The sequence below is a fragment of the Leisingera sp. CC-HEC093 genome, from assembly GCF_059429195.1.
The window spans coordinates 108328-133606 of record NZ_JCAIJR010000002.1; the positions used below are offsets into that span (position 1 = coordinate 108328).

Genomic DNA, 25279 nt, shown 5'->3' on the forward strand with positions numbered 1-25279 from the left:
TATTTGGAGAAAGATGAAACGGAGCGGGGCAGACCCTATGACCATCCTGGTTTTCGGCAGGACCGGCCAGCTGGCCCGCGAACTGGCGGCGCAGGGCGTCACCTGCCTGGGCCGCGATCAGGCGGATCTGTCGGATCCGGCAGGGTGCGCGGCAGCCATCCGCGCCCATGCGCCTGCAGCTGTGATCAATGCCGCGGCCTATACCGCCGTTGACCGGGCCGAGGAGGAAGAAGCGCTGGCAACCGTGATCAATGGCGAAGCCCCGGGCGCGATGGCGGCGGCCTGCGCGGAATTGGGCATCCCCTTTGTCACCGTTTCCACCGATTACGTCTTTGACGGCAGCGGTGATGCGCCCTGGCGGCCGCAGGACGCCACCGGCCCCTTGAATGCCTATGGCCGCTCCAAGCTGGCGGGTGAAGACGCAGTGCGGGCGGCGGGCGGCGCCTATGCCATCCTGCGCACCTCCTGGGTGGTGTCGGCGCATGGGAGTAACTTCGTGAAAACCATGCTGCGCCTCGGGAAAGAACGCAGCTGTCTCAGCGTCGTGGCGGATCAGATCGGCGCGCCGACCCCGGCGCGGGACCTGGCCGCCGCCTGCCTTTCGGTGGCGCGGCAGCTGCAGGCAGACCCGGCCAAATCCGGCACCTACCATTTTGCAGGGGCGCCCGAAACCAGCTGGGCGGGGGTCGCGCGGGAGATCTTTGCCGCCGCAGGTTTGGCTTGCGAAGTGGAGGATATTCCTGCGTCCGCTTACCCCGTGCCGGCGGCGCGGCCCTTGAATTCGCGCCTCGATGGCGCAGCATTAGAAACTGTTTTTGGCCTTCCGCAGCCGGATTGGCGGATGGGATTGACGGATATTCTGAGGGATTTGGGAGAATTGGCATGACTGAGGGCACGTCCGGCGCAGGCACCGCATCCGGCAGAAAAGGCATCATCCTGGCAGGCGGTTCCGGCACGAGGCTTTATCCGATCACCATGGCGGTGTCGAAACAGCTGCTGCCTTTGTATGACAAGCCGATGATCTACTACCCGCTGTCTGTCCTGATGCTGGCGGGCATCCGCGAGATCTGCGTCATTACCACGCCGCAGGACCAGGAGCAGTTCATCCGGACCCTCGGCGACGGCAGCCAATGGGGCATCGAACTCACCTATGTGGTGCAGCCCTCGCCCGACGGGCTGGCGCAGGCCTTTATCCTGGCCGAAGCGTTTTTGGCGGGGGCGCCGTCGGCGCTGGTACTGGGCGATAATATCTTCTTTGGCCACGGGCTGCCGGAGCTGCTGGCCGCGGCAGACGGGCAGGGCGCGGGCGGCACCGTTTTCGGCTATCACGTCGCCGATCCGGAACGCTATGGCGTGGTGGCCTTCGGCGCGGACGGCACCGCCCGCGAGATCATTGAGAAGCCGCCGGTGCCGCCGTCGAACTATGCGGTGACGGGACTTTATTTCCTGGACGGTTCGGCACCGGAGCGCGCGCGCGCCGTGCAGCCCTCGCCGCGCGGCGAGCTGGAAATCACCGATCTGCTGCAAAGCTACCTGAATGAAGGGCGCTTGCGGGTCGAAACCATGGGGCGGGGCTATGCCTGGCTTGATACCGGCACCCACGGCTCGCTGCTGGATGCGGGCAATTTCGTGCGCACCCTGCAGGAGCGCCAGGGGCTGCAGGCCGGCTGCCCGGAGGAAATCGCCTACGGGCGGGGCTGGATCACCGCGGACCAGCTGCAGGCGCAGGCCGGGCAGTTCGCCAAGAACGCCTATGGGGCCTATCTGGAGCGGCTTCTGAAGTAGCCGCGGGTTCAGCTGCCGCCGGTGTTGGCGCGGTGCCGCACCCGTGGCGGGAAACGCGCCCGGGGGCGGAGAATCCCCTGTGTTCAGGCGCCGGTTCCCTTTATATGCTGCTGCAAAGAAACAGCACGGCGGGGTCCAGGACGCCCGCCGCGGGGAACAGAGAGCAGATCATGACATATCCTGCAGCAACAGAACCGGCGGCGGCCGGGCCGGGGGGCTGGGAGCAGATCCGGGGCTGGATCTGCGCCGCCGGGCTGGCAGCGCTGCTGCTGGTTCAGGCGGCAGCCCCGCTGCGGGCGCAGGTGGCGCTGGACCTGCGCGATGCGGATCTGCGCAGCTTTGCCGAAATCGTTTCCGAGGCCACCGGCCGCAGTTTTGTGCTGGACCCGGCGGTGCGCGGCACGGTGACGGTTCTGGCGCCCGAGGAGCTGCCGCCCGAGAGCCTGTATGAGGTGTTCCTGTCGGTGCTGGAGCTGAACCGGCTGACCATCGTCGAGAGCGCCGGCGCCAGCCGCATCGTGCCGATGTCCTCGGCGCGGGAGCTGTCCTCCGGCGCTGCGGCGGGCCAGGCGGCGGGGTTTGAAACCCGGGTGATCCGGGTCCGCGACATCCCGCTGCAAGAAGTGGTTGAGGTGGTGCGCCCGCTCTTGCCGGCCGAGGCGGTGATCACCGCGCTGCCGGACTCGAACCGGCTGATCCTGTCCGACCGCAGCGCCAATCTGGCGCGCATCACCCGGCTGATCGAAAAGCTGGACCAGCCGCAGCGCCCCGATCCGGTGGAGATCATCCGGCTGCGCACGGCGGCGGCGGCGGATGTGATGCAGGTGGTGCAGGCGATGCAGATCCTGCCCGAGGGCGCCGCGGTCAGTGTCGACCGGCGCTCCAATGCGCTGGTGGTCTCCGGTCCCGAGGCGCTGCGCCACCGGGTGCGGGTGCTGGCAGAGGAGCTGGACACCCAGCGCAACACCGTGGTGTCGCGCAGCATCGGGCTGAACTACGCCGATGCGGCGGCGCTGGCCGATGTGGTGATGCGGGCGCTGAACGATGACAGCGGCAGCGCGGTGCGGGCGCCGGTGCGCATCGTGCCGGAGCCGCAGACCAACACGCTCTTGGTATCGGCGCCGCAGGAGCGGATCGACGATATCCTGCAGATGGTGCGCCATCTGGACCGCCGCCCGGCCCAGGTGCTGGTGGAGGCGGTGATCTTTGAGATGTCGGTGCAGGGGCTGTCGGACCTGTCGGTGCAGTTCGGCGCGGTGCTGAACGATGCGCTGGTCGGCGGGGTGCAGTTTGCGCTGCCCGGACGCACCAGCCTGATCAGCCTGATCTCTGCCGCGAACAACGGCAATTCCGTGGACACCGGCAGTGGCGGCGCCCTTGGCGGCGCCCGGCGGGAGAACGGCGACGGCATCGCCGGGCTGATCACCGCGATCACCTCGGTCACCTCCACCCGGCTGCTGTCGACCCCCTCGATCCTGACCCTGAACAACCAGGAGGCAGAGATCGTGGTGGCGCAGAATGTGCCCTTTGTCACCGGCAGCTTCTCCACCGTCGGCAACAGTGCGGTGGAGAACCCGTTCCAGACCATCGAGCGCCAGGATGTCGGTCTCACCCTCAACGTGACGCCGCAGATCAATGCCGACCGCACCGTCAAGATGCTGGTCAAGCAGGAGGTTTCCAACCTGACCAGCAACACTGCCTCGGCGGGCGGCGAGATCACCGCGCGCCGGTCGCTGTCGACCACCGTGCTGGTGCGCGACGGCTCGGTGATCATGCTGGGCGGGCTGTTGGAAAACGGCGCCGGGGCGGTGGACCAGCGGGTGCCGGGCCTGTCGAAACTGCCGGTGCTGGGCAAGCTGTTCCGCGGCAAGAATGCCACCGGCAACCAGCGGGTGCTCTTGGTGCTGCTGCGGCCGCAGGTGATTACCTCGGAGGCTGAGGCGCAGCGGATCTCCAGGACGCTGGCGCGCAAGGCACGCCGCACCAGCGCCCTGATCGCGCCGCTGGACGACGGCGGCTTCCCGAAATCGCAGATCGGTGCGCTGCCGTTTGACGGCGCCGATCTGAACCAGCCGTTTGATGCCGGATTCATTGATGACGTTGCACAAAGCCGAAACTTCCCGCCGCTCCCCAGCCGGCTCCGCTTCAACAGCGGCAACTGAGCCGGTCCGGGCCGCCGGACGGCTGCCCTTTGCCTTTGCCCAGGGCCAGCAGGTGGCGCTGGAGGGGGCGCGGCTGATCCTGGGGCCGGAGGCGACCCAGCTGGGCCTGCGCGAGGCGCAGCGGCGGCTGGGCGCGGGCGCGGTGCCGGAGGTGGAGATGCTGGACCGGACCGGGTTTGAGGCGGCGCTGGCGCGGATCTATCAGCAGGGCAGCCCGGCGGAGGCGGCCGCGACGGAGATCAGCTTTGACCTGGAGGAAGCCGCCTTTGCCCGCCGCCAGCGCGATCTCCTGGACGAGCCGGGCGATGCGCCGGTCATTCAGCTGGTCAACCAGCTGTTGCGCCGGGCGGTGCAGAGCGGTGCCTCGGACCTGCATGTGGAGCCGCATGAGGGCGGCCTGCGGGTGCGGATGCGGATCGACGGCATGCTGCAGCAGATGATGGACCGCCCGGACGTGCCGGTGCGCCGGATCGTGTCGCGGCTGAAGGTGATGGCGGGGCTGGACATTGCCGAGACCCGGCTGCCGCAGGACGGCCGCATCGCGCTGTCGCTGGCCGGGCGGCAGATCGACACACGGGTGAGCTCGCTGCCGGGCCACCACGGCGAGCGCATTGTTCTGCGGATCCTGGACCGCTCCGCCGGGCTGATGCCGCTGGAGGCGCTGGGGCTGAGCGCGGAGCAGCAGGCGCAGCTGGCACGGCTGTCGGCGCTGCCCAACGGCATCATCCTGGCCACCGGGCCGACCGGCGCGGGCAAGACCACCACGCTTTATTCGCTGTTGCAGCTGGCCAACCGGGCCGAACGCAACATCGTCACCGTCGAGGACCCGGTGGAATACGACCTGCCGGGCATCTCGCAGAGCCAGATCAACGCCGGCATCGGCATGAGCTTTGCCGCGGGCCTCCGGGCGGCGCTGCGCCAGGACCCGGATGTGATCCTGGTCGGCGAGATCCGCGACGGCGAGACCGCGTCGACCGCGGCGCAGGCGGCGCTGACCGGGCATCTGGTGTTTTCCACCCTGCATGCCAACAGCGCCGCGGCGGCGGTGGTGCGGCTGCGCGACCTCGGGGTCGAGGATTACCTGATTGCCGCCACCCTGCGCGGGGTGCTGGCGCAGCGGCTGCTGCGCAGGCTGTGCGCGGACTGCCGCAGCCCGCGTTCCGTGGAACCGGAGGAGGCGGCGCTGTTTGCCCGCCACGGGCTGCAACCGCCGCCGCAGCTGTTTGCGGCGCAGGGCTGTGCTGCCTGCGGCGGCAGCGGCTATGCCGGGCGGTTCGGGATTTACGAGATTGCCGCCATCCCGGCAGAGCTGCGCAGCGCCATCGCAGGCGGCGCGGATGAGGCGCAGATTGCGGACATGGCGCTGGCACCGGCGGCGCGGCTGGCGGGCCAGGGGCTGGCGGCCGCCGCGGCTGGCACCGTCAGCCTGGAGGAGGTTCTGCGGGTGGCGGGGGATGCCTCATGAAGGCCTATTCCTATGTTGCCTATACCCCCCGCGGGCGGCGGCGCACCGGCACCGTGGTGGCGGAGACCGAGGCGGATGCCGCCGCCCAGCTGGCGCAGCAGGAGCTGTTTGCCGCTGAGCTGGGGGAGGCGCAGCCCGGGACAGCGGGCCGCTGGGGCCGCGGCCGGCGGCGGCTCAATGCTGAGCTGCAGGCGGTGTTCACCCGCCAGATGGCGGTGATGCTGGAGGCCGGGCTGCCGGCCGATGCGGCGCTGGAGGCGGTGCGCGCGGGCGGCCATCCGGCGCTCGATGCGGCTGCGGCTGCAGCGCGGGCAGCACTCCTGGACGGGGCCAGCCTGTCGGCGGCGCTGGAACAGGCAGGCGCAGGATTTCCGCCCTATTACCTGGCGTCGCTGAAGGCTGGCGAGGCGGCGGGCGAGCTGGCGCCGGTGTTTTCCGGCCTGGCCGCGCATCTGGAGGAACAGGGCACCGGCAAGGCGCAGGTGGCGGCGGCGCTGGTCTATCCGGCTTTTGTGGCGGCGGTCTCGCTTTTGGTCTGCGGCATCCTGATGACCAGCGTGGCGCCGGAGATCGTGGCGATGTTTGAGCTGACGGGCCGCCCGCTGCCGCCGCTGACGGTGGCGGTGATGGCGGTCTCCGACGCGGTGCTGGCCAACCGCTGGCTGCTGGCGGCGCTGGCCCTGGCAGGGCTGATGCTGGCGGCGGCGGTGCCGCGGGTGGCGGCGCTGCGGGCGGCGCGCGACCGGCTGCTCTTGCGGTTGCCGGTCGCGGGGCGGCTGGCACGGCTGGCGGAGGCGGTGCAGTACATGCGCACCCTGGCGCTGGTGCTGGGCTCGCGCCATGCGGTGCTGAGTGCTGCCGAAAGTGCGGCCGGCGTGCTGACCATCGCCGCTTTCCAGGCCGAAGGCCGGGCGGTGGCTGGGGCGGTGCGGCAGGGCGAAAGCCTGGCGGCGGCGCTTTCCCGGCTGAGCTTTCTGCCGCCGGCTGCACGCCAGCTGATTGCCGCGGGCGAGGTTTCGGTGCAGCTGGCGCGGATGACCGGCCGTGCCGCCACCCTGGCCGAGCACCGGCTGGCCACCGAGCGCAAGCGGCTCGCGGCCCTGCTGGAGCCGGTGCTGATGATGCTGGTGGGCGGGCTGGTGCTGGTGATCGTTCTGGCGGTGCTGCTGCCGGTCTTTGACCTGCAGGCGGCAGTGGCGGGTTGAGCCTGGCGGGCTGAACCGGGCCGGCCGGGCCTACTCGGCAAACCCCAAAAGTTCCGGCGCGCCGCCGCCGCGGGCCAGCCAGACCCCTTCGGCGCTGATGCGGACCACGCCGGTGCCGCCTTCCAGCTGGTCGCCCGCGCGCACCATCTGCGCGCCTGCCGGATGCGCCAGCACCGCCCAGGTGGCGCCGCCCGACTGCACCACGCCGCGCAGGCTGTAGCCGAGGCTGGCCAGCGGCGGGCGGGAGGGTTGCGGCTCGGCCGCCGGAGCAGCGGCTGCGGCCGGGCGGGGCGGCTGCGGCTCCCCGAACAGCGGCGGCCAGCGGCGGCTCCCGCGGCGCGGCGGCGCCGGTTCCGGGGGCTGCGCAGCAGGGTCCGCGGCGGTAAAAGCCATCGCCCGGCTGCCATCTGCGCCGCCGGGGGCCAGCTCCTGCCACAGAAGATGGCCGGACCAACCCGCCGCAGCGAGGGCCGGTAGGGTGCAAATTGCAGCAATCAGACGCATTAGAGCCTTTCCCGGACATCAGCCGCAGATCCTGGCGGCCGGAAAATCCGGCCGCAGCCCAAGCATAGACGGGCTGGCGCAACCATGATAAAAACCGGCCCATAAATAAACACGAAAAGAGCAGAAATGCAGGCGATCCCCTTTGCAAAAGCCGCGCTGGCGGGCGTGGCCGTGCTGCTGCTGGGCAGCTGCGGCGGCAGCCCGCTGGGCCAGACCGGTTTCCAGGCGCAATATGCGGTGGCGCGCAACGCGCTGGAGGCCGGCGAATATGACCTGGCCCGGCGCAGCTACCGGAAACTGCTGCAGGAGCCGGGGCCGCTGGCGGCGCGGCTGCAGCTGGAATACGCCCATGCCGAATTGCGCGGCGGCGATTTTGCCGCTGCCGCCCGCAGCGCTGGCCAGCTGGCGCAGGGCCAGTCCGGCACTGCCCGCGCGGCGGCGCTGGCGGTGCAGGGCACGGCGCTGCATGAGCTGGGACTGGCGCAGCTGGCGCAGGGCCAGGCGGCTGCCGGGCGGCAGCAGCTGGAAGCCGCCCGCACGGCGCTGGCCGAGGTGCTGGACAATTATCCGGAGCTGGACCCGCTGGGGTCGATGGCGGGCCGCCGCGCCAGCATCGAGGCCCGGCTGAAAACCCTCTGATCCGCCTTATTAGAGCCTGTTCCGGCCTGCTCGCGGCGGCAGGATTCAGCTTTCTGCGGGCTCCAGGGTGATCCGGGCGGCGGCCTTGCCGGGGGCATCCTCCAGCGCCTCGAAGCGGAAGCTGCGGATGCTGTAGCCCCAGCCGGGATGCACTGAGGACAGCCAGCTGGCCAGGCGCAGGAAATCCACCGCGTCAAAGCGCAGCGTCACCGCGCCGCCGGTTTCGCTGCCCAGCTCGCTGAGCGCAGCGCGCAGGCCGGCCGTTTTCAGACCCTGTTCCAGGCCGCTGAGCCCGGCCGGCGCCCCGGCGGCGCCCCGCGGCAGCGGCAGGGCGGCGTCCAGCGCGGCCTTCTCTGCCACCCGCGCCCGCACCCAGGCCTGCAGCGCCAGCGCATCGCCGCGCGCCGCTGCCGCCTGCTGGCGGCGCTCCTGCAGCGGCAGCAGCAGCGCCAGGGCCAGCGCCAGCGGCAGGAGGACCGCCAGCGCGGCCAGCAGCTGCCGCTCGCGGCGGCTCAGCTGAAGCAGCAGATCGATCAGCCGCGCGCTCATGGCCGGGCCTCCGCCGCGGTGATGGAAAATTCGGTTCGCACCCCTTCAGCGCCGCCAAGGGTGCGGGAATCGGTGAGCTGCGCCTGCAGCCCGGCGTCACCCAGGGCGGCGGCGAGGGCGTCGGCGGCGGCAAAGCCGGGCAGGCGGATCGCCAGCGTCAGCCCGTCGCCGTCCCGGTAGCCGAGCCGCTCGGTCTGGCCGCCGGAGGCGGCGGCGGCCTCTGCGGTGCGGGCGGCCATTTCCAGCGGGTCCGGGCCGCTGCCCGCGGCGGCGCCGCGCAGTTCTGCCAGGGCGCGGCTCACCTGCAGGCGGGCGTCCAGCACCGGGGCGCCGCCGGTGAAATGCTGCTGCACCAGCGCGCCGGTCTCTGCCGCCAGCATCTGTGTCTCTGCCTCCAGGCGGCTGATTGCGGTGAGCTGCGCCGCGCTCCACAGCACCGCGGCGAGGGCGGCGGCCAGCGCGGGCCAGCGCCAGGGCAGCACCCGGGCGGCGAGCTGGGCGCGCGCCGCCATCGGGTTCCGGCGCAGGTCGCAGGCCAGTTCGCCGTGGCCCAGCAGCTGCGGCTGCGGCAGGCCAAGCGCCGCCGCGGCCGCCGGGCTGTCCGCCACCGGGATATCCCGCTCCTGGGCCAGCGCGCGGAGGGCAGGCAGGGGGTCCTGCAGCAGCAGCGCCTTGGGCGCAGGCCCGGTTTCCAGTGCCCGTTTCAGCATCGCTTCGCCCAGCGGCGGCGCCGCGGCAAAGCCGTCACCGGGGCCGAGCCGGGCCAGGATGCGGCCGTCCGGGGCGGCGGCAAGGGTCCAGATGCCCTCGGCGGCGGGCAAGGACAGGTAGTCGGGCAGCACCGCGCGGCCGGGCAGCCCGCGCAGGCTGGCGAGCCAGGCGGCATCGGCCGCCTGCACCCGGGTCCAGGCGGCGGTGCTCTGGCTGCCGGCCTTGCCCTGGGCAGGGGCGAAGGGGCGCAGCTCCAGCCCGCCCTCCGCTGCCGTTGCGGCGGCGCCCAGCAGACCCGTCAGCTGGCGCCGGGCCACCTGCTCGCGGGCCTGGCCGCGCAGCCCGGCAGGCAGGTCGAGCGCAAACAGCGGCACCTCCTCGCCCGGCACCAGCACGATCTGGCGCGGCCCGGCGGCGGCAGCGCCGTCCAGGGGCAGGAACTCCGGCGGTGCGTCAGAGGCTTGTGCGGGCGCGGAAGCGATGGCGGGGGTCTCCTGCGGCAGGGGGTTCTGATCTGTCATGGCGGCTCAGGGGCGGGTGGTCAACCGCCAGGCCACCGCCGCCTGCTGCCCGGTGCCCTGCCGGTGCAGCACGGTCACGCGGCGGCCGGACATCGCGCCGAGCTGCGCTGCCGATGCGGCCTCGAACCAGTCCGAGGATACGGCCAGCCGGTGCTCGCTCAGCAGCGAAGCCGGGCCGTCCTTGCTGCCGGTGCCCGCGCCCTCCTGTTCAGCCTGAGCCTGTTCCAGCCCGGCCGCCGCCAGGAACTCCTGCACCGAGGGAAACGGTTGCTGGCGGCGGCGGGCGGCCAGCCGGTTCAGCGCCGCGGGCGGCATCTGCGGCAGCAGGGCGGCCAGCACCTGCGGCGGCGCGGTGTTCACGTTGAGCCGGGCGTCCCCCGGCAGGGCGGAGATGAAGGGCAGCAGCCGCGCATAGGCGCGGGGGGACAGGCCGGGGATGCCTTGCAGCTGGCGGGTGCTGAGCAGGGCGCCGCCCACCGGGTCCAGCGGCGGGTCGAGCCGGGCCCAGGCGGCGCGGTTCTTTGGCCCGCCGGGCTGCAGGAAACTGCGGATGGCGGCGCCTGCCTGCGGCGGCAGCGCCAGCTGCTTCAGCAGCCGGGCAAATCCTTCCTGCGCGGCACTGTCCTCGGGATCGGCCAGCCAGTTCACGTTGAAGCGCCCCTGCAAGTCGCTGATGCCGCCGCTGAGCACCGCGCCGCCTGCCAGCTCTGCCGCCTCCACCGGGGCGGCCCAGGCGGTGCTGTCCGGTGCGCCGCGGCTGAGCCGGGCGGCCGCCAGTGCCTCAAACGAGTCCAGCGCCAGCACCAGCTGCGCTGCCTGCTGCCCCGCCTGCAGCCGGGCGCGGCCGGTTTCCGCCCGCGCCAGCAGCAGCGCCGCCGCCGCTGCCAGCGCCGCCGCCAGCACCAGCGCATTGACCAGCACGAAGCCTGCGTCGCGGGGGCGGCGGCGGCTCATTTCAGGGTCTCCACAAGGGTAATGCGGCCAAAGGCGCGGGTGTCCAGGGTCACCTCGACCGCCAGCGGCAGGGTGCTGGAATAGACCTCGGGCGCGGCGCCGGCCTGGTCGCTGTCGGCGCTGCCGGGGGCGGCGGGCCGGGCCAGCGGCTGGACGCCGTCGCGCCAGCCGGTCCCGTCCCAGTAGCTGCGCAGGCGCAGCCCGGCGACCCCGTCCAGCACCGGCATCTGCGGCTGCCGCGCGGCGGCGGAGGCCGGTGTCAGCGCGGTCCAGAAACGGCGGCTGAGCTGCCCGTTTGCCAGCTGCCATTCGATCCGCTGCAGCCCAGGCGTGCCGGCGCGGCCGCTGTCCAGGCTGGGCTGGCCGCCCGCCGACAGCGCCAGCCCGCCGTTCCGGAAGCGCAGCGCCGATTGCGGCGCTGCCCGGCCCGGCGGGTAAAACAGCATCGGCACCACCGCAGCCAGATCGGCGCGCAGCAGGCTGGCGGTGCGGTCCAGCGCTGCCGCCTCGGCGCTGCGTCCGGCGATGCCCTGGCGCAGCCGGATCATGCCGCCAAGCGCCTGCGCCCCCATTACCGCCACCAGCGCAAAGATCGCCATCGCGGCCACCAGTTCCATCAGGCTGAGGCCCCGGCTGCGGGGCGCGCGCGCCGCTGGTTTCATTCCATCCGGTTTCACTGCGCCCGTCCCGGTGCCAGGTAGAGCACCAGCTGCGCGCCCTCGCCGCTGTCGGCGCGTGCGGTGACGGTGGCCTGCAGCAGCCCGCTGGCCGCCGCCTTTGTGGCGGTCTCCAGGGTGATGGTGCGGCCGCCCTGGGTGACCTGCCCCGGCAGGGGACGAATGGTGCCGTAAAGCTGCAGCTCCTCGGCGCGGTTGCGGGCGGCAATCCGCGCCAGCAGACGCGGCGCCTCGCCGCCGGCCGCAACCCGCGACTGGTCCGCCGCCCGCAAGGCGGCAAGGCTGGCGATCGACATAATCAGCACCGCCACCGCCAGCTCCACCAGCGTCAGCCCGGCGCTGGCCCTGCCCGTGGGTCTGCCCGTGCGCTTGCCTGTTGTCATCCGCCAGTTTATCCGCCTGTGCATCTGAGCCCCGCCCATCCGTCGCTTTCACAAAGGCTGCCGTCCTGGAAGGACAGGCGGAAGGCGCTGGTCCGGCCGTTGGCCAGGAACCGGATCTGCGGCACCCCCGGCGGCGGCGCCGCCCCGCGGCGGGCAAAGACGGCGCTGCCCTGCCAGCGCTGCAGCCGCCCCGGGTCCTGCCAGCCCGCGGCGGTGCGCTGCACCAGCTGCAGCCCCTGCGGGGTGATGGCCAGGCCGCGGCTCTGGCCGCCGGAGACGGCAAGCTGGCGGGCGGCCTCGAACTGGCTCTGGAACAGCGCCCGGTCGCGGCTGCCGGGGCTGCTGCCGCGCGGCAGCGCCAGGCTGGCCGCCACGGCGAGCACCGCCAGGATGGCAACGCAGACCAAGAGTTCGATCAGCGTGAAGCCGGCCGTGGTCCCGCGTTCAGGCTCTATTGCAGGGTCCAAGAGCCGATATCCGCATCCGCGCCGGTGCCGCCGGCCACCCCGTTGGCGCCATAGGTGAAGATGTCGAACTCACCATGCACGCCAGGCGAGAGATACTGGTAGGGCTGGCCCCAGGGGTCCACCGGCAGCCGGTCCATATAGCCGTTGGAGGCCCAGTTGGCGGGCACCGGGTCTGAGGCGGGCCGGCTGACCAGCGCCGCCAGCCCCTGCTCGGTGGTCGGGTAGCGGTAGTTGTCGAGCCGGTAGAGCTTCACTGCGCTGGAGATGGCGGCGATGTCGGATTGCGCGCGCACCGCGCGGGCCTGGTCGGGACGGTCGATCACCCGCGGCACGATCACCAGCGCCAGCACCGAGAGGATCACCACCACCACCATCAGTTCCAGCAGCGAAAAGCCGGCGTCACGGGCCGGCTGGCGGCGGCGGGCAGGGCAGGAACGGGGATGCGGCATGGCTCTCTTTCTTTTCTCCGGCAGCATGATAGAGGGGATGCGGATCTGCTGACCCGACCCTTAGCCGATCCGGACGGGGGCGGAAAAGAGGGGAAAGAATGCCTGCCGCAATAAGCTCTTGCCTGTGTCTCCGGTGACCGTGCCGGAGGTGGTTCTGCTGCTGCTGGCACCGGCCATCGGCTCCTTTCTGGGGGTGCTGGCGGACCGTCTGCCGCGCGGCGAGGATGTGCTGGTGCAGCGCTCTGCCTGCCGCAGCTGCGGTGCCCGGCTGGGCGGGCGGGACCTGGTTCCGATTCTGTCCTTTGCGCTGTGCCGCGGAAGCTGCCGCCATTGCGGCGCGGTGCTGCCGGCCTGGCTCCTTTATGTGGAAATCCTGGCGGCGGGCGCGGCGGTGCTGGCGCTGGCGGCGGGCGGGCCCTGGGGGGCCGTGCTGCTCAGCTGCCTGTTCCTGTGGCTGCTGATTGCGCTGGCGGCGGCGGATCTTCTGTGGCTGCAGCTGCCGGATGCGCTGACGGCGGCGCTTTGTGCCGTGGCGCTGGCCCTGGCCTGGCCCGCCGGGCCGGAGGCACTGGCGGCGGCCTGCCTGGGTGCGGTGCTGGGGGCGGGCAGCTTCTGGCTGATCCGCGCGGGCTACCGGCATTTGCGCGGGCGCGAGGGGCTGGGCCTGGGCGATGTCAAGCTGATGGCCGGGCTCGGCGCCTTTGCCGGCCCTTACGACCTGCCGCTCCTGGTGCTGCTGGCGGCGGCGGGTGCGCTGGCCGCGGCGCTGCCGCGCGCTCTGCTGCACCGGCAGCCGGAGCCTGTGCCGCTGGGCCAGCAGGCGCTGCCTTTCGGCGCCGCGCTCTGTGCCGCGGCGGCGTTGCTGTGGCTTCTCAGAACCGCTGCGCTGCTGCCGGGCTGAGCGGGTGAGGATTGGTTTGATCTTGTCCCGGCTGCCGCTTAGGGTCCGCCGCGTCCCCTACCCCTGTTTCCTGACCACGTGAGAGATAATGCCCCGTTTCCAGACGCTTTTCCTGCTGCCCCTGCTGTCTCTGCCTGCGCTGCTGCCGCAGGCGCTGCGAGCCGGTGATGACGTGCCCCCTCCGGCGGCGGCGGCGGGGGTGCCCGCGCGGCCGGACATGGCGGCCATTGAACAGGCCTGGGCAGCGGGGGATTTTGTTTTTGTCCGCCAGGGCCTCCAGCGCCATGCCGAGGAGACCGGCAAGCCGCTGGCGCAGTACCGCTATGGCCGGGTGCTCTTGGAGGGGCGCGGCGGGCCGGCCGATCCGGCGGCGGCGCAGGTCTGGCTGGAGCAGGCGGTGGCGCAAAACCATGCCGACGCGGCGGTGCTGCTGGCGCGGCTTTACCTGTCGGGGGTGCCGGGCGGGCCGCAGCGCGATCCGGCGCGGGCGGCGGAGCTGCTGAAGGGTGCGGCGGCGCGCGGCCGCAGCGAGGCGCAGTACTACCTGGGCCTGCTGCACCGCGCAGGCGAGGGGGTGGCGCAAAGCGGCGGGGATGCTTTCACCTGGTTCCTGGCGGCCGCTGAGGCGGGCCATGCCGGGGCGCAGTTCGAGCTGAGCCGGGCCTACTCGCGCGGGCTTGGCACCGCGCTGAACGGGGATGAGGCGCTGCGCTGGCTGCAGGAGGCGGCCGGCGCCGGCCATGCGGAGGCGCAGTTCTATCTGGCTTATGCGCTGGACAGCGGCCAGGGGGCGGCGCAGGACCGCGGTCAGGCGCTGGACTGGCTGCGCCGCGCGGCAGAGGGCGGCTTTGCCCAGGCGCAGCTGGCGCTGGGGCGCAAGTATTTGAAGGGCGACGGCGCTGAGGCCAGCCCGTCCGAGGCGCAGCGCTGGCTGGGCACGGCGGCGGCAGGCGGCAGTGCCGCGGCGGCGGCGGAACTGGGCGCGGCGCTGCGCGGCCGGCACGGCGTGGCGGCGGATCCGGTGCGGGCCTGGGGCCTGCTGGACCAGGCCGCCGGGGCGGGGCTGGCGGCGGCGGCCTTTGAGATGGCCGGAATGCGCGAGGCGGGAGAGGGCGGCCCGCCGGATCTGAAACAGGCGGTTGCCTTGTACCGGCAGGCGGCGGAGGCGGGCAGCGAAGCGGCGGTGCTGCATCTGGGCGCGCTGGCGGGTGCCGGGCGGCTGGACGGGCTGATGGCGCCGCACCGGGCGGTGCCCTGGGCGCTGGCCGCGGCCAAGGGTGGCGATACGGCGGCGCAGGGCTGGCTGGAGGATCAGGCGGGCGCAGGGCTGCGCCCGGCGCAGACCGCGCTGGGGCTGTTGATCAGCGCCCGCGAGGATCTGCCGGAGGCTGAGGCGGACCGCGCGGCCGGGCTGTTCCAGGCGGCGGCTGAGGGCGGCGACACCGAAGCCCAGCATCAGCTGGGGCTGTTGCACATCAAGGGCCAGGGCGTGCCGCAGGACTATGTCCAGGCGCACAAATGGCTGAACATCGCGGCGGCGGGCGGCCATGCGAAAGCGCTGGAGATGCGCGCGGTGGCGGGCGACCTGATGACCCCGGAGCAGCTGGCCGAAGCGCAGGCGGCGGCGCGGGTCTTTTTTGAGCAGGCGGCGCCTCCGGTACAGGTTCAGCAAGACGCCGGGGCCTCGCAATGAGCCGCCGGCGGAGCGCGCTGGCGGCACTGTGGCTGTCGGCGCTCTTGAGCGGCGGGGCAGCTGCGGCAGAGGACGGGCCCTGGCAGGCGGCGGCGCTGGCAGAGCTTCAGCAGGCGGCGGATGCAGGCGGCGCTGAGGCGCAATATGCGCTGGCGATGCGCCTTGAGGAGGGCCGCGGCATCCTGCAGAACTATACCCTGGCCGCCGAATGGCTGGCCCGCGCTGCGGCCCAGGGCCATGCCGGCGCGCAGAACCGGCTGGGCCAGTACTATCATGGCGGGCTGGGGGTGGAACGCGACCTCGAAGCTGCCCTGGGCTGGCTGGAGCAGGCCGCGGCGGGCGGGCAGCCGCAGTATCTGTTCGACCTTGCGTCAGTGCTGGAGCCGCAGCCCGGCGGCGCCGCCCGCGCCGCGGCGCTGTACCAGCGCGCCGCAGAGGCCGGCCACAGGGATGCGGCGGTGAGCCTCGGCGTGCTCTATCAGAACGGCACCGGGGTGGCGCAGGACCTGGAGCGGGCGCGGCAGCTTTATGAGGGGCCGGCGGCGGCGGGCCATCCGCGGGCGCAGAACAACCTCGGCCTGATGCATGTGCGCGGCGAAGGCGCGGTGCAGGACTACACCCGCGCCGCGGAACTGTTCCAGGCGGCGGCGGCGCAGGGGCTGCGGGTGGCGATGGGCAACCTTGGCGTGATGTATGAAAACGGCTTTGGCGTGGCGCTGGACGAGGCGCGCGCGGCAGAGCTGTACCGGCAGGCGGGCCAGGGCGGCGCGCCGGGGGCGGCAGGCCAGACTCTGCCCGCCAGCGTCTATGACCCGCGGCTGCTGCCGCCCGGCTCCGGCCCGGAGGCGCTGGAGCAGCTGCAAAGCGGCGCGCGGGCCGGGGATCCGGTGGCGCAGTTCATGCTGGCCTGGCTCTACCTGCAGCCGGAGCCGGACAGCGTGCCGCAGCCGCAGCTGCAGGAGGCGGCACGGCTGCTTGGCGCTTCGGCCCGGGCCGGCTACCCGGCGGCGATGGCCAACCTGGGGCTGATGTATTTTGAAGGCCGGGCGCTGCCGCAGGACTATGTGCTGGGCTACATGTGGCTGGTGCTGGCTGGCACCGCCGGTTTTGACGCGGCGCCGCAGCTGGGGGCGGCGCTGTCGCCGCGGATGACCGCGGCGCAGATCGCTGAGGCGCAGAGGATGGCGGCGGCCCGTGCCGCCGGGAACACCGCCAGCAACTGACCCCCGCTGCAGGAGCGCGCCGCCCCCGGAGAGGGGCGGCGGCGGTTCAGAAGTCCAGCCGGATGCCGTGCTCGATGGCCAGGCTGTCCGCCGATGGCGCTGTCAGCCGGGTCACCACCGCGCCTTTTCCGCCGGCAAAGCGGCGCTCGCGGGTGACGCCGAGCGACAGCCGGTCGCTGCCGTCGAGATGCTCGTAATCCAGCTCCAGCCCGAAGCTCAGCCCGCGCGACAGGTTCAGCATCTCCTGCGAGAAGGCAAAGCCGAAGCCGCAGCCGGTCTCAGAGCTGCTGCCGCCGAAGGAGGACAGCTCGCAGGCAAAGCGCGGCGCGAACGACAGATGCGTGAGGGTGACGCCCGGCGGGGTGCTGCCCTCCGGCGCTTTCAACCCGGCAAACTCCAGCTCGGCAAACAGCCGGGCGCCGTTGTAATCCGGAATGCTGATCGAGCCGGTGTCGCTTTGCGACAGCTGGGTGGCGGTCACATCCGCATCGCTGGCCGCCGCATAGGCAATATCCAGCCCCACCCGCGGGCTGACGGTCATGCTGTCATAGGTGCGGCTGCCCGACAGCGCCGCGCCGGCAAAGCCCGCCGCATACTGGTAATCGCCCTCGGCCCGGATCGGTGCGGCCTCGGCGGCAAAGTCCAGGTCAAAGCGGTGATGGCCAAGCGCCGCTGCTGCGTAATAATCCAGGAACAGCCCGCCGCTCAGGCTGCGGGCGCCGTAGATCCCGGTGTTCAGCCCGAACCCGGTGATCGCGCCATCGGCCAGATCCTGCACGCTGGTGCGGCTGGCATAACCGCCCCAGAAATACCCGCGCAGATCCCGGTCCGACAGGAAGCGCTCGCTCTGGCGCGAGACCTGCAGCATCGCCTGGGTGCCCAGCCCGTCGGTGTGGCTGATCGAGAAGGCCCCGTCCAGGATCTCGCGGCTGCCGCGGTTGCAGTTGTAGGTCTCCCAGCCGAAGCTGCCGTCGCTGGAGCCGTTGCCGTCCTGCAGCTGCACGTTGCCGTCGGTGTCGAAGGCCCGGATGGTGCCGCAGCGCAGATCCTCGCGGCCGGCCTGCAGCCGGTCCAGCGCGCCCTTGGAGAGGCGGCTGAAGTAGCGCTGCTGGGTCTTTACCGTGGCTTCCAGGTCGCGCTTCAGCACTTCGGTCAGCTGTTCGCGGATCTGGTCGACCAGGTCGTCGGCGACCTGCACCTCGGCCAGCGCCAGCGCATAGCCGTCAAAGCTGGTGTCGGCGGAGCTGACGGCAACCGACGGCTGGCAGCTGTGGGTGCCTTCCACATCCTCGTCGTCGATGGCGCGGATGGTCAGGGTCCGGGCGCTGGCGAAATTGCCGGGGGTGAAGGTCATCCGCGACGGCGAGACGGTGCATTGGCTGTCGCCGCTGAAGCTGAGCACCACATCCGCCAGGGGCGCCCCCGACAGGCTGAAGGACATCGCAGCGGTGTCGTCGCCGTTCTCCGATGCGGTGAGATCGTCATTGGTGACCGCAATCGCCGCAAAATCGTCGTCGGTGATGGTGGCGCTGCCGGTCAGCTCCGACGCGGTGCTGCTGAGCACGGTGCCCTGGTCGCCCGCGGTCACCGCGGTCAGGGTCAGCTCGATGGTCTCGCCGCCCTCGACGATGGTGTCATCCAGCACCGGCACCTCGACCTCGGCCTCGGTATCGCCTGCCGCGATGGTCACGGTGCCGGAGGGCGCGGTGTAGTCATCGCCGCCGGCGGCGGTGCCTGCCAGCGTGTAGCTGATCACCGTGTCCACCGCGCCGGCGCGCGCCAGCGACACGGTGAAGACCGCCGCATCCGGGGTGCCGCCACTGGCTTCGGCGCCGTTCTGCACGGCGCTGACTGTCACCGCGTTTTCCGAGCACTGGGTCATCGGGATGTTGTTGGCCAGCACGTTGGGGTCGCCGGCCTCGATCACGAAGGTGTCGTAGAAGGCGGGGTTGGCAGAGAGCGAAGCATCGGCCAGGTAGCCGGTCGAACCCACCTCTGTGGAGCCGATCACCGCCGGGTTGTCGGGCAGCAGCGAGGTCACGTCGAGACTGCCCGAAGACAGCCGCGCGGTGCTGGCGGCGCCGCCGTCGGACGGGTAGCCGTAGGCGACCGTATAGGTGCCCGGGCGCAGCGCGAACCACTGGTATTCGCCGCTGGAGCCGTCGCGCACGATGTTGATGTCATTGCTGATGCCGGTGCTGCTGTTTGAGCCTGACGGGCCGGTCACGGTGATCGAGCCGCCGGTCAGGATGCGGCCGTCATCCTCGCAGTAGAAATAGCCCTGCGGGTCGTAATCCTCGGCATCCGGGATGCCGTCGCCATCGCGGTCCGCGGTGCTGCTTTCATAGGAATCCGGGGTGCCGTCGCCATCGCTGTCGGCCTCCGGGCTGGGATTCGGCGTGCCTGTCAGCGCGGCCGTCACTTCCAGCGGCGCGGAGGCGGTGCTGGCATTGCCGCTGGCATCGGCGGCGGCGCCGGCCTCGGCGGTGATGGTGACGGTGCCGTCATGATCCGGGGTCACGGTGAAGCTGTAGCTGGCGCCGGAGCCGGAAAGACCCGAAGCGGCGCCATTGTCCAGCGTCAGCCCGCTGAGCGCAAAGCCGGTCACATCCTCGCTGAAGGTGAGGGTCACCGCGAAGGGGTCGCTCTGGGCGCTGTCCGGGCCGCTGAGCGTGGCCGAGGGCAGCCCGGTATCTTTGCTGGCCGTGTCCGCGGCCGCTGCGCCTGCATTGCCGGCGGTGTCGGTCAGGGTGACCGACAGGGTCAGGGTGCCGTCGCCCAGGCCGGACAGGTCGAGCCCGGTGATCTGATCGGTGGCGGTGGCAATGGTGCCGGAGCCGGTCACATCGCTGCCGCCGCCGCTGGAGCTGATGCTGTAGCTGTAGGCGGCGCCGGTTTCAGCACCGGCAAAGGTGAAGCTGGCGGCGGCTTCTTCCGCGGCATTGAGCGGATCCTGGTCCAGCGTTGCGCTGTAGCCGGCGGGGGCCGCGGTGTCCTTGGAAAGCGCAGCAGTGGCCTGGGGCGCGGCATTGCCTGCCGCATCCGAAGCATCGGCGGTGACCGTCAGGCTGCCGTCATCCAGGGCGGAGGCATCCAGGCTGAGACTCCAGGCGCCGCCGGTGACGGTGGCGCTGCCGCTGGCGCTGGCGGCGCTGGGGCCGGTGACGGTGACAGCGACGCTCTGGCCGTCCTCGATATCCCCGGCGGTGCCGGACAGGGTGAGGGAGGCCGCCTCGGAGGCGTTCACCACGTCATCCCCGGCCAGCGGGCTGCCGAAGGCCAGGCTGGGGGCGGTGATGTCCTTGGCAATTGTATCGGTGGCTGCTGCGCCCGCGTTGCCGGCGGTGTCGGTCAGGGTGACCGACAGGGTCAGGGTGCCGTCGCCCAGGCCGGACAGGTCGAGCCCGGTGATCTGATCGCTGGCGGTGGCAATGGTGCCGGAGCCGGTCACATCGCTGCCGCCGCCGTCCGAACTGATGCTGTAGCTGTAGGCGGCGCCGGTTTCGGCACCGGCAAAGGTGAAGCTGGCGGCGGCTTCCTCCGCGGCATTGAGCGGATCCTGGTCCAGCGTTGCGCTGTAACCGGCGGGGGCCGCGGTGTCCTTGGAAAGCGCAGCAGTGGCCTGGGGCGCGGCATTGCCCGCCGCATCCGAAGCATCGGCGGTGACCGTCAGGCTGCCGTCATCCAGGGCGGAGGCATCCAGGCTGAGGCTCCAGGCGCCGCCGGTGACGGTGGCGCTGCCGCTGGCGCTGGCGGCGCTGGGGCCGGTGACGGTGACAGCGACGCTCTGGCCGTCTTCGATATCCCCGGCGGTGCCGGACAGGGTGAGGGAGGCCGCCTCGGAGGCGTTCACCACGTCATCCCCGGCCAGCGGGCTGCCGAAGGCCAGGCTGGGGGCGGTGATGTCCTTGGCGATTGTATCGGTGGCCGCTGCGCCTGCATTGCCGGCGGTGTCGGTCAGGGTGACCGACAGGGTCAGGGTGCCGCTGGCCAGGCCGGACAGGTCGAGCCCGGTGATCTGATCGCTGGCGGTGGCGATGCTGCCGGCGCCGGTCACATCGCTGCCGCCGCCGCTGGAGCTGATGCTGTAGCTGTAGGCGGCGCCGGTTTCGGCATCCGCAAAGGTGAAGCTGATCGCGCTTTCATTGGCGGCATTGGCGGCGGTCTGGTCGAAGGCCGCGCTGTAGCCCGCGGGCGCGGTGGCGTCCTTGCTGATGGCCGCGCTGGCCTGCGGCGCGGCAGAGCCTGCCGCATCCGAAGCATCGGCGGTGACCGTCAGGCTGCCATCCGCCAGGCTGGAGACATCCAGGCTGAGGCTCCAGGCCCCGCTGGTGACGGTGGTGCTGCTGCTGACGCTGGCGGAATTGCTGTCGGTGACAGTGACAGAGACGCTCCGGCCGTCTTCGATCTGATCCGTGCTGCCGGACAGGCTGAGCGCTGCCGCTTCGGAGGCACTGACCACATCGTCATCCGCGATGGGCGCGGCCAGGCTCAGCGCGGGCACGGTGAGGGTTGCCGTGGCGGTGCCGGAGCTGCCCAGCGAGGAGCTCAGGCTGCCGGTGGTATTGACCAGCGCGCCGGTGGCCGAGGCGGCCACATCGGCGGTGATGGTGCAGCTGGAGGCCGCCGCCACGGTGCCGCCGCTGTAGGAGACTGTGGTGCTGCCCTGGACGGCGGTCAGGGTGCCGCCGGTGCAGGTGGCGGAGGCATTGGCCGGGCTGGCAACAACCATGCCTGCGGGCAGGCTGTCGGTCACATCCAGCGCGCTGGCCTCGATCAGGGCGCTGCTGTTGTCGATGGTCAGGGTCATCGTGGTGCTGCCGTTCAGCGGCACGCTGGCGGCGGCAAAGCTCTTGGCAAAGCCGGGCACCGGCGCCGCGCTGGCCGTGAGGCTGGCGGAGGTGGAGCCGGAATTGCCGAGATCCGAGGTCAGATCGCCGCTGGTGACGCTGAGCGAACCGGTGCCGGTGGCGCGCAGGTCCACGGCAATGGTGCAGCTGGAGGCCGCCGCCACGGTGCCGCTGCTGTAGGACAGGCTGCTGCTGCCGGCGGCGGCGGTCAGGATGCCGCCGCTGCAGCTGGCAGAGGCATTCGGGGCCGGCGCCACCACCAGCCCTGAAGGCAGCGGCACAGTCACATCCAGTGCGGCCGCATCGATCAGGGCGGAACTGTTGTCGACGGTGAAGGTCAGGGTGGAGGTGCCGCCCTGGGCGATGGTCGCATCGCCGAAGGCGGCGGCAAAACCGGGCACCGGCGCTGCGCTGACTGTCAGGCTGGCTGATGCGGTGCCGGAGGTGCCGGAGGAGGAGGTCAGGGCGCCGCTGGTGTTGCTGAGCGTGCCGGTCGAGGTGGCGCGCACATCAGCGCTGACGGTGCAGGACGCGCCCGTTGCCACGGTGCCGCCCGAGTAGCTGATGCTGCCGGATCCGGCCGTCGCGGTCAGGGTGCCGCCGGTGCAGGTGGCGGCGGCATTCGGAACCGGTGCCACCACCATGCCCGCAGGCAGGCTGTCGGTGAAATCCAGGCTGGAGGCGGCAACCGCCGAGGCGCTGTTGTCCACGGTGAAGGTCAGGGTGGTGGTACCGCCCTGCACGATGCCGGCATCGCTGAACGCCTTGGCGAAATCCGGGGCCGGCTCGACGCTGAAGGCGGCGCTGGCGGCGGCGGCGGCAAAGCTAGCGTTCTCCGTCAGCTCGCTGGTGCTGCCGCTGTAGCTGCCGGTGGCCGCCGCCGCCGGAACGCTGACGGTCAGTTCGATCGAGCAGCTTTCGCCTGCCGCCAGGCTGCCGCCGGTCAGCAGCACGGTGCCGCTGCCTGATACGCTGGAGCCGCTGCCGCACAGATCGCTGCCGGTGCCGCCGGTCACCGCCAGGCCGGAAAGCATGGCGTCCAGGTCGTCGCTGAAGCGCAGGCCGCTGAGGCTGCTGCCGCCCGCGGGGTTGCTGATCTGATAGGTCAGCGTGGTGCTGCCGCCCGCCGCCAGGGCGCTGGCGGTAAAGCTCTTGCTGAACGCCGGCGGGTTGGCCGATTGCACGGTCAGCGTGGCGCTGGCGGCGGTGCCGGTGACCGAGGCGCCGCTGGCGGTGCCGGTGATCTCACTGGTCTCGCCGCTGTAGCTGCCCGCGGCGGTGGGGGCGGTCATCGAGACGCTGACGGTGCAGCTGCTGCCCTGGGAAAGGCTGCCGCCCGAGTAGCTGATGCTGCTTGCGCCTGCGGCGGCGGTCAGGGTGCCGCCGGTGCAGGTGGTGGCGGCATTCGGGGTGGCTGCCACCACCATGCCGGCATCAAAGCTGTCGCTGAAGGCCAGGGCGCTGACATCATAGCTGCTGCTCAGGTTGGTGACCGTGTATTGCACGTCCACCGCGCCGCCGGCCGTGACGGTGCTGCTGGAATAGCTCTTGCCCAGTTCCAGCAAATCGCTGGTGCTGACGCTGAAATTGGCGGTGATCGCCGGAAGAGTCACGCCGCTGCCGTTCACGGTGCCGCTGACGGAGGAGCTGACCGAGCCGTAATCCCCGTCCGCGGCCCCGGCGGGCACCGCCAGGTCCAGGCCGATGGTGCAGGTTGCGCCCGGCGCGATCTCGATTCCAGTGAAGATGCCGGTGGTGGTGCCGGAGAAGGCGGGGCTGCCGCCGCAGCCGGCGCTGAAGGACGCCGATGAGGATGCTGCCAGGCTGGACAGCGCCGTGCTGTAGCTGTCGGTGAAGACGACGCTGGAATAGGTGAAGCTGCTGTCCGGGTTCTCCAGCGTGTAGGTCAGCGTCATGGTTTCGCCAGGCAGGACCCTGTCCGGGCTGAAGCTCTTGGCGGTGATCAGCGCCGCGGCCTCCAGCACCTGCAGCGTGTCCGAAGCCGCAGCGGCGGTGGTGGCCTCGCCGCCGGCGGTGGCGGTCAGGCTGGAAGTGGTGTTGGTATAGGTGCCGGGGCTGCCGGAGGGCAGCGCGATCTCCACCACGACGGTGCAGCTGTCGCCGGGGTCCAGACTGCCGCCGGTGTAGGACAGGGTGGAGCTGCCGCTGAGGCTGCCGCCGCAGCTGTTGCTGGTCAGGCTGGACAGGGTGGTGCCGGACAGGAAGGCATCCAGGTCATCGGTGAAGGCGATTGCGGTGGCGGTGCTGGCGGATTCAGCACTGCTGGACACCGTGAAGGTCAGCGCAGCGGTGCCGCCGCCCTGAGCGGTGTCGCTGCCAAAGGCCTTGACCAGCGACAGGTTGGCACCGCCCTCGATGGCGAGCGTGGCGCTGGCGCCGGAGGTGCTGGACACCGAAGCGCTGTTGACGGTGGCGGTGACGGCGCCGGTGGCGGTGGCGTAATCGCCCGGCGCGGTGCCGTCGGCGATCTGGTAGACCACATCGACATCGCAGCTGCTGCCGGCTGCGAGCGTGCCGCCCGAGATATTGAGATACAGTGTGCCGCCCGAGCTGGCGGTGCCGGCAACGCTGCCGCTGCCGCAGAAGTTTGCAGAGGGCAAGGAGCTGACCGCGATGCCGCCCGGGGCGTCCAGAGGCTCGCTGAAGGCAATGTCCGAAGCCGCCAGGGCGGTGTTGGGATTGCTGAGGGTGTAGCGCGCGGTGATGGTGCTGCCCGGCTGCACCGGACCGTCGGTGAAGGTCTTGGCAATTGTCACCGGCAGGCCGCCATCGGCCAGGATGCGCAGCGTGGTGGAGGCCGTGGACCCGGTATAGGCGCTGCCGCCGAAATCGGTGGCGGTCACCGCGCTGGTGGTGTTGGTGTAGGTGCCGGCTGCAGCGCCGGCGGGCAATGCCAGCTCCACCGACACCACGCAGCTGGCGCCGGACGCCAGGCTGCCGCCCGAGTAGGACAGGGTAGAGCTGCCGCTGAGACTGCCGCCGCAGCTGTCGCTGTTGAGGCTGGAAAACGCGGTGCCGGAGAGAAAGGCATCCAGGTCATCGGTGAAGGCGATCCCGGCGGCGCTGTTGTCCCGGCTGATATTGCTGAGGCTGAAGTCCAGAGTGACGGTGTCCCCGGCGCTGGCCTGGCTCACGTCGAAGGCCTTGAACAGGCCGATGCCGTTCTCAGGCGGCGCGTTCACGGTGACGGCAGTGCTGAGGCTGCCGGAGCCGCCGGCCGAGGCGCTCCAGGAGGTGGTCAGGTCGTAGTCTCCGGACGCAGTGCCCTTGATACCGGCGGTGACGGTGCAGCTGGCGCCGTCCTCCAGCCTGTCGTATTGCGGCACCCCGCCGTCAAAACCCAAGAATGCGCCGCTCTTGGAAAAGGCGAAGCTGCTGCCGCCGCTGCTGGCGGTCAGCGTGCCCTCGCAGCTGCTGGTGGCGTTTGCCGGCGTGGCAAGCTCCAGGCCGGCAGGCAGCGGCAGCGACAGCGACACCGTCGTGGCGCTGCCGCTGTTGTTCTCAATGACATAGGTGAGCGTGGTGCTGCCGCCCGGATCCAGCGTGGCCAGGGCGACCGATTGGGTGACGCTGACCGACGAAGCCGTCACCGTCAGCGTGTCCGAGGCGGTGCCGCTGTTGCCCAAAGATGAGGTCAGGTCGCCGGTCGTCAGCACATGGCTGCCGGTGGTGCTGGAGGTCACCGGCAGCGACACCGTGCAGCTGCTGCTGCTGCCCAGGCGGCCGTCGGCGTAGGTGAGTGTGCTGCCGCCGGCGCTGGCGGTGAGGGTGCCGCCGCAGCCGTCCGAGCTGCTGGAACTGCCGATGGTCACACCCGCGGGCAATGTGCCGCTGAAGGCAAGGCTGCTTGCCGGGGTGCCGGAGCTGCTGTTGTCGATGGTAAAGGTCAGCGTGGAGTCCCCGCCCGGCGCGATCGAGTCCGGCGAGAAGGCGGCGCTGAAACCGGGGGCGGACTGGGCCTGAACGGCCGCGGGAAGCGCAAGGGTCAGAACAACGGAAAGCAGGCGCAGGGCGCGGTGCAGCAAACAGGTCATCGAAATTCCTTAACTATCCCTCGGACGGGGCCCGGCCCGGTCTCTGCCAGCCATGGCCCTCCATTGGGGTACGCTACTGCAGGCGG

Annotated in this window: 18 protein-coding genes; 9 read left to right on the forward strand and 9 right to left on the reverse strand. The window is 71.5% G+C overall.

Annotated features, from left to right (window positions below; genetic code table 11):
- The first annotated feature begins 37 nt into the window (after nt 1-37).
- The 5 genes from rfbD (at nt 38) to AC5STB_RS20580 (ending at nt 6617) form a co-directional block, all read left to right on the forward strand.
- Entirely contained in the window at nt 38-886 is an 849-nt protein-coding gene (gene rfbD / locus AC5STB_RS20560; RefSeq protein ID WP_495444725.1) for a dTDP-4-dehydrorhamnose reductase, read from the forward strand.
- Nucleotides 883-1785, forward strand: a complete 903-nt coding sequence (gene rfbA / locus AC5STB_RS20565) for a glucose-1-phosphate thymidylyltransferase RfbA (protein ID WP_495444726.1) — start codon at nt 883-885, stop codon at nt 1783-1785. The genes rfbD and rfbA overlap by 4 nt, the downstream gene beginning before the upstream one ends.
- A 170-nt stretch (nt 1786-1955) precedes the next feature.
- The gene (locus AC5STB_RS20570) at nt 1956-3947 is read left to right on the forward strand and encodes a secretin GspD/PilQ domain-containing protein (RefSeq protein ID WP_495444727.1); all 1992 of its coding nucleotides are present in this window, start codon (nt 1956-1958) and stop codon (nt 3945-3947) included.
- The gene (locus AC5STB_RS20575) at nt 3880-5412 is read left to right on the forward strand and encodes a GspE/PulE family protein (protein ID WP_495444728.1); all 1533 of its coding nucleotides are present in this window, start codon (nt 3880-3882) and stop codon (nt 5410-5412) included. The genes AC5STB_RS20570 and AC5STB_RS20575 overlap by 68 nt, the downstream gene beginning before the upstream one ends.
- Nucleotides 5409-6617, forward strand: coding sequence for a type II secretion system F family protein (locus AC5STB_RS20580; protein WP_495444729.1), 1209 nt, complete (start codon nt 5409-5411; stop codon nt 6615-6617). The genes AC5STB_RS20575 and AC5STB_RS20580 overlap by 4 nt, the downstream gene beginning before the upstream one ends.
- 30 nt (nt 6618-6647) lie before the next feature.
- On the opposite strand, the gene AC5STB_RS20585 is transcribed toward AC5STB_RS20580, so the two are convergent.
- On the reverse strand, nt 6648-7121 hold the full coding sequence (locus AC5STB_RS20585; protein ID WP_495444730.1) for a type II secretion system protein N: 474 nt from the start codon (nt 7119-7121) through the stop codon (nt 6648-6650).
- A gap of 126 nt (nt 7122-7247) precedes the next feature.
- Here AC5STB_RS20585 and AC5STB_RS20590 point away from each other — a divergent pair, with 126 nt between their 5' ends.
- Entirely contained in the window at nt 7248-7760 is a 513-nt protein-coding gene (locus AC5STB_RS20590; RefSeq protein ID WP_495444731.1) for a hypothetical protein, read from the forward strand.
- Between the two features lie 45 nt (nt 7761-7805).
- Here the strand turns inward: AC5STB_RS20590 and AC5STB_RS20595 are convergent, their stop codons facing one another.
- From AC5STB_RS20595 to gspG, 7 genes are read right to left on the reverse strand one after another with little or no spacing between them, the layout of a single operon-like run.
- The gene (locus tag AC5STB_RS20595) at nt 7806-8309 is read right to left on the reverse strand and encodes a type II secretion system protein M (protein ID WP_495444732.1); all 504 of its coding nucleotides are present in this window, start codon (nt 8307-8309) and stop codon (nt 7806-7808) included.
- Entirely contained in the window at nt 8306-9541 is a 1236-nt protein-coding gene (gene gspL, locus AC5STB_RS20600; protein ID WP_495444733.1) for a type II secretion system protein GspL, read from the reverse strand. The genes AC5STB_RS20595 and gspL overlap by 4 nt, the downstream gene beginning before the upstream one ends.
- Before the next feature lie 6 nt (nt 9542-9547).
- Nucleotides 9548-10495 (reverse strand): type II secretion system minor pseudopilin GspK, encoded by a 948-nt coding sequence (gspK, locus tag AC5STB_RS20605; RefSeq protein ID WP_495444734.1) that lies wholly within the window; start codon nt 10493-10495, stop codon nt 9548-9550.
- Nucleotides 10492-11157, reverse strand: coding sequence for a type II secretion system protein GspJ (locus AC5STB_RS20610; RefSeq protein WP_495444735.1), 666 nt, complete (start codon nt 11155-11157; stop codon nt 10492-10494). Before AC5STB_RS20610 ends, gspK begins: the two co-directional genes overlap by 4 nt.
- An 11-nt stretch (nt 11158-11168) precedes the next feature.
- Nucleotides 11169-11555: a prepilin-type N-terminal cleavage/methylation domain-containing protein gene (locus AC5STB_RS20615; protein ID WP_495444736.1), complete on the reverse strand. Its 387-nt coding sequence runs from the start codon at nt 11553-11555 to the stop codon at nt 11169-11171.
- Nucleotides 11556-11563: 8 nt separating this feature from the next.
- Nucleotides 11564-12022, reverse strand: coding sequence for a GspH/FimT family pseudopilin (locus AC5STB_RS20620; protein ID WP_495444737.1), 459 nt, complete (start codon nt 12020-12022; stop codon nt 11564-11566).
- On the reverse strand, nt 12007-12471 hold the full coding sequence (gene gspG / locus AC5STB_RS20625; protein ID WP_495444738.1) for a type II secretion system major pseudopilin GspG: 465 nt from the start codon (nt 12469-12471) through the stop codon (nt 12007-12009). The genes AC5STB_RS20620 and gspG overlap by 16 nt, the downstream gene beginning before the upstream one ends.
- A gap of 133 nt (nt 12472-12604) precedes the next feature.
- Here gspG and AC5STB_RS20630 point away from each other — a divergent pair, with 133 nt between their 5' ends.
- From AC5STB_RS20630 to AC5STB_RS20640, 3 genes are all read left to right on the forward strand, one after another.
- The gene (locus AC5STB_RS20630) at nt 12605-13372 is read left to right on the forward strand and encodes a prepilin peptidase (protein ID WP_495444739.1); all 768 of its coding nucleotides are present in this window, start codon (nt 12605-12607) and stop codon (nt 13370-13372) included.
- 88 nt (nt 13373-13460) lie between these two features.
- Nucleotides 13461-15065: a tetratricopeptide repeat protein gene (locus AC5STB_RS20635; protein ID WP_495444740.1), complete on the forward strand. Its 1605-nt coding sequence runs from the start codon at nt 13461-13463 to the stop codon at nt 15063-15065.
- Entirely contained in the window at nt 15062-16288 is a 1227-nt protein-coding gene (locus AC5STB_RS20640) for a tetratricopeptide repeat protein (RefSeq protein ID WP_495444741.1), read from the forward strand. The genes AC5STB_RS20635 and AC5STB_RS20640 overlap by 4 nt, the downstream gene beginning before the upstream one ends.
- A 46-nt stretch (nt 16289-16334) precedes the next feature.
- On the opposite strand, the gene AC5STB_RS20645 is transcribed toward AC5STB_RS20640, so the two are convergent.
- Nucleotides 16335-25193 carry a DUF7933 domain-containing protein gene (locus AC5STB_RS20645; RefSeq protein ID WP_495444742.1) on the reverse strand — a complete coding sequence of 2953 codons (8859 nt, stop codon included), beginning with the start codon at nt 25191-25193 and terminating at the stop codon, nt 16335-16337.
- Nucleotides 25194-25279: the final 86 nt, after the last annotated feature.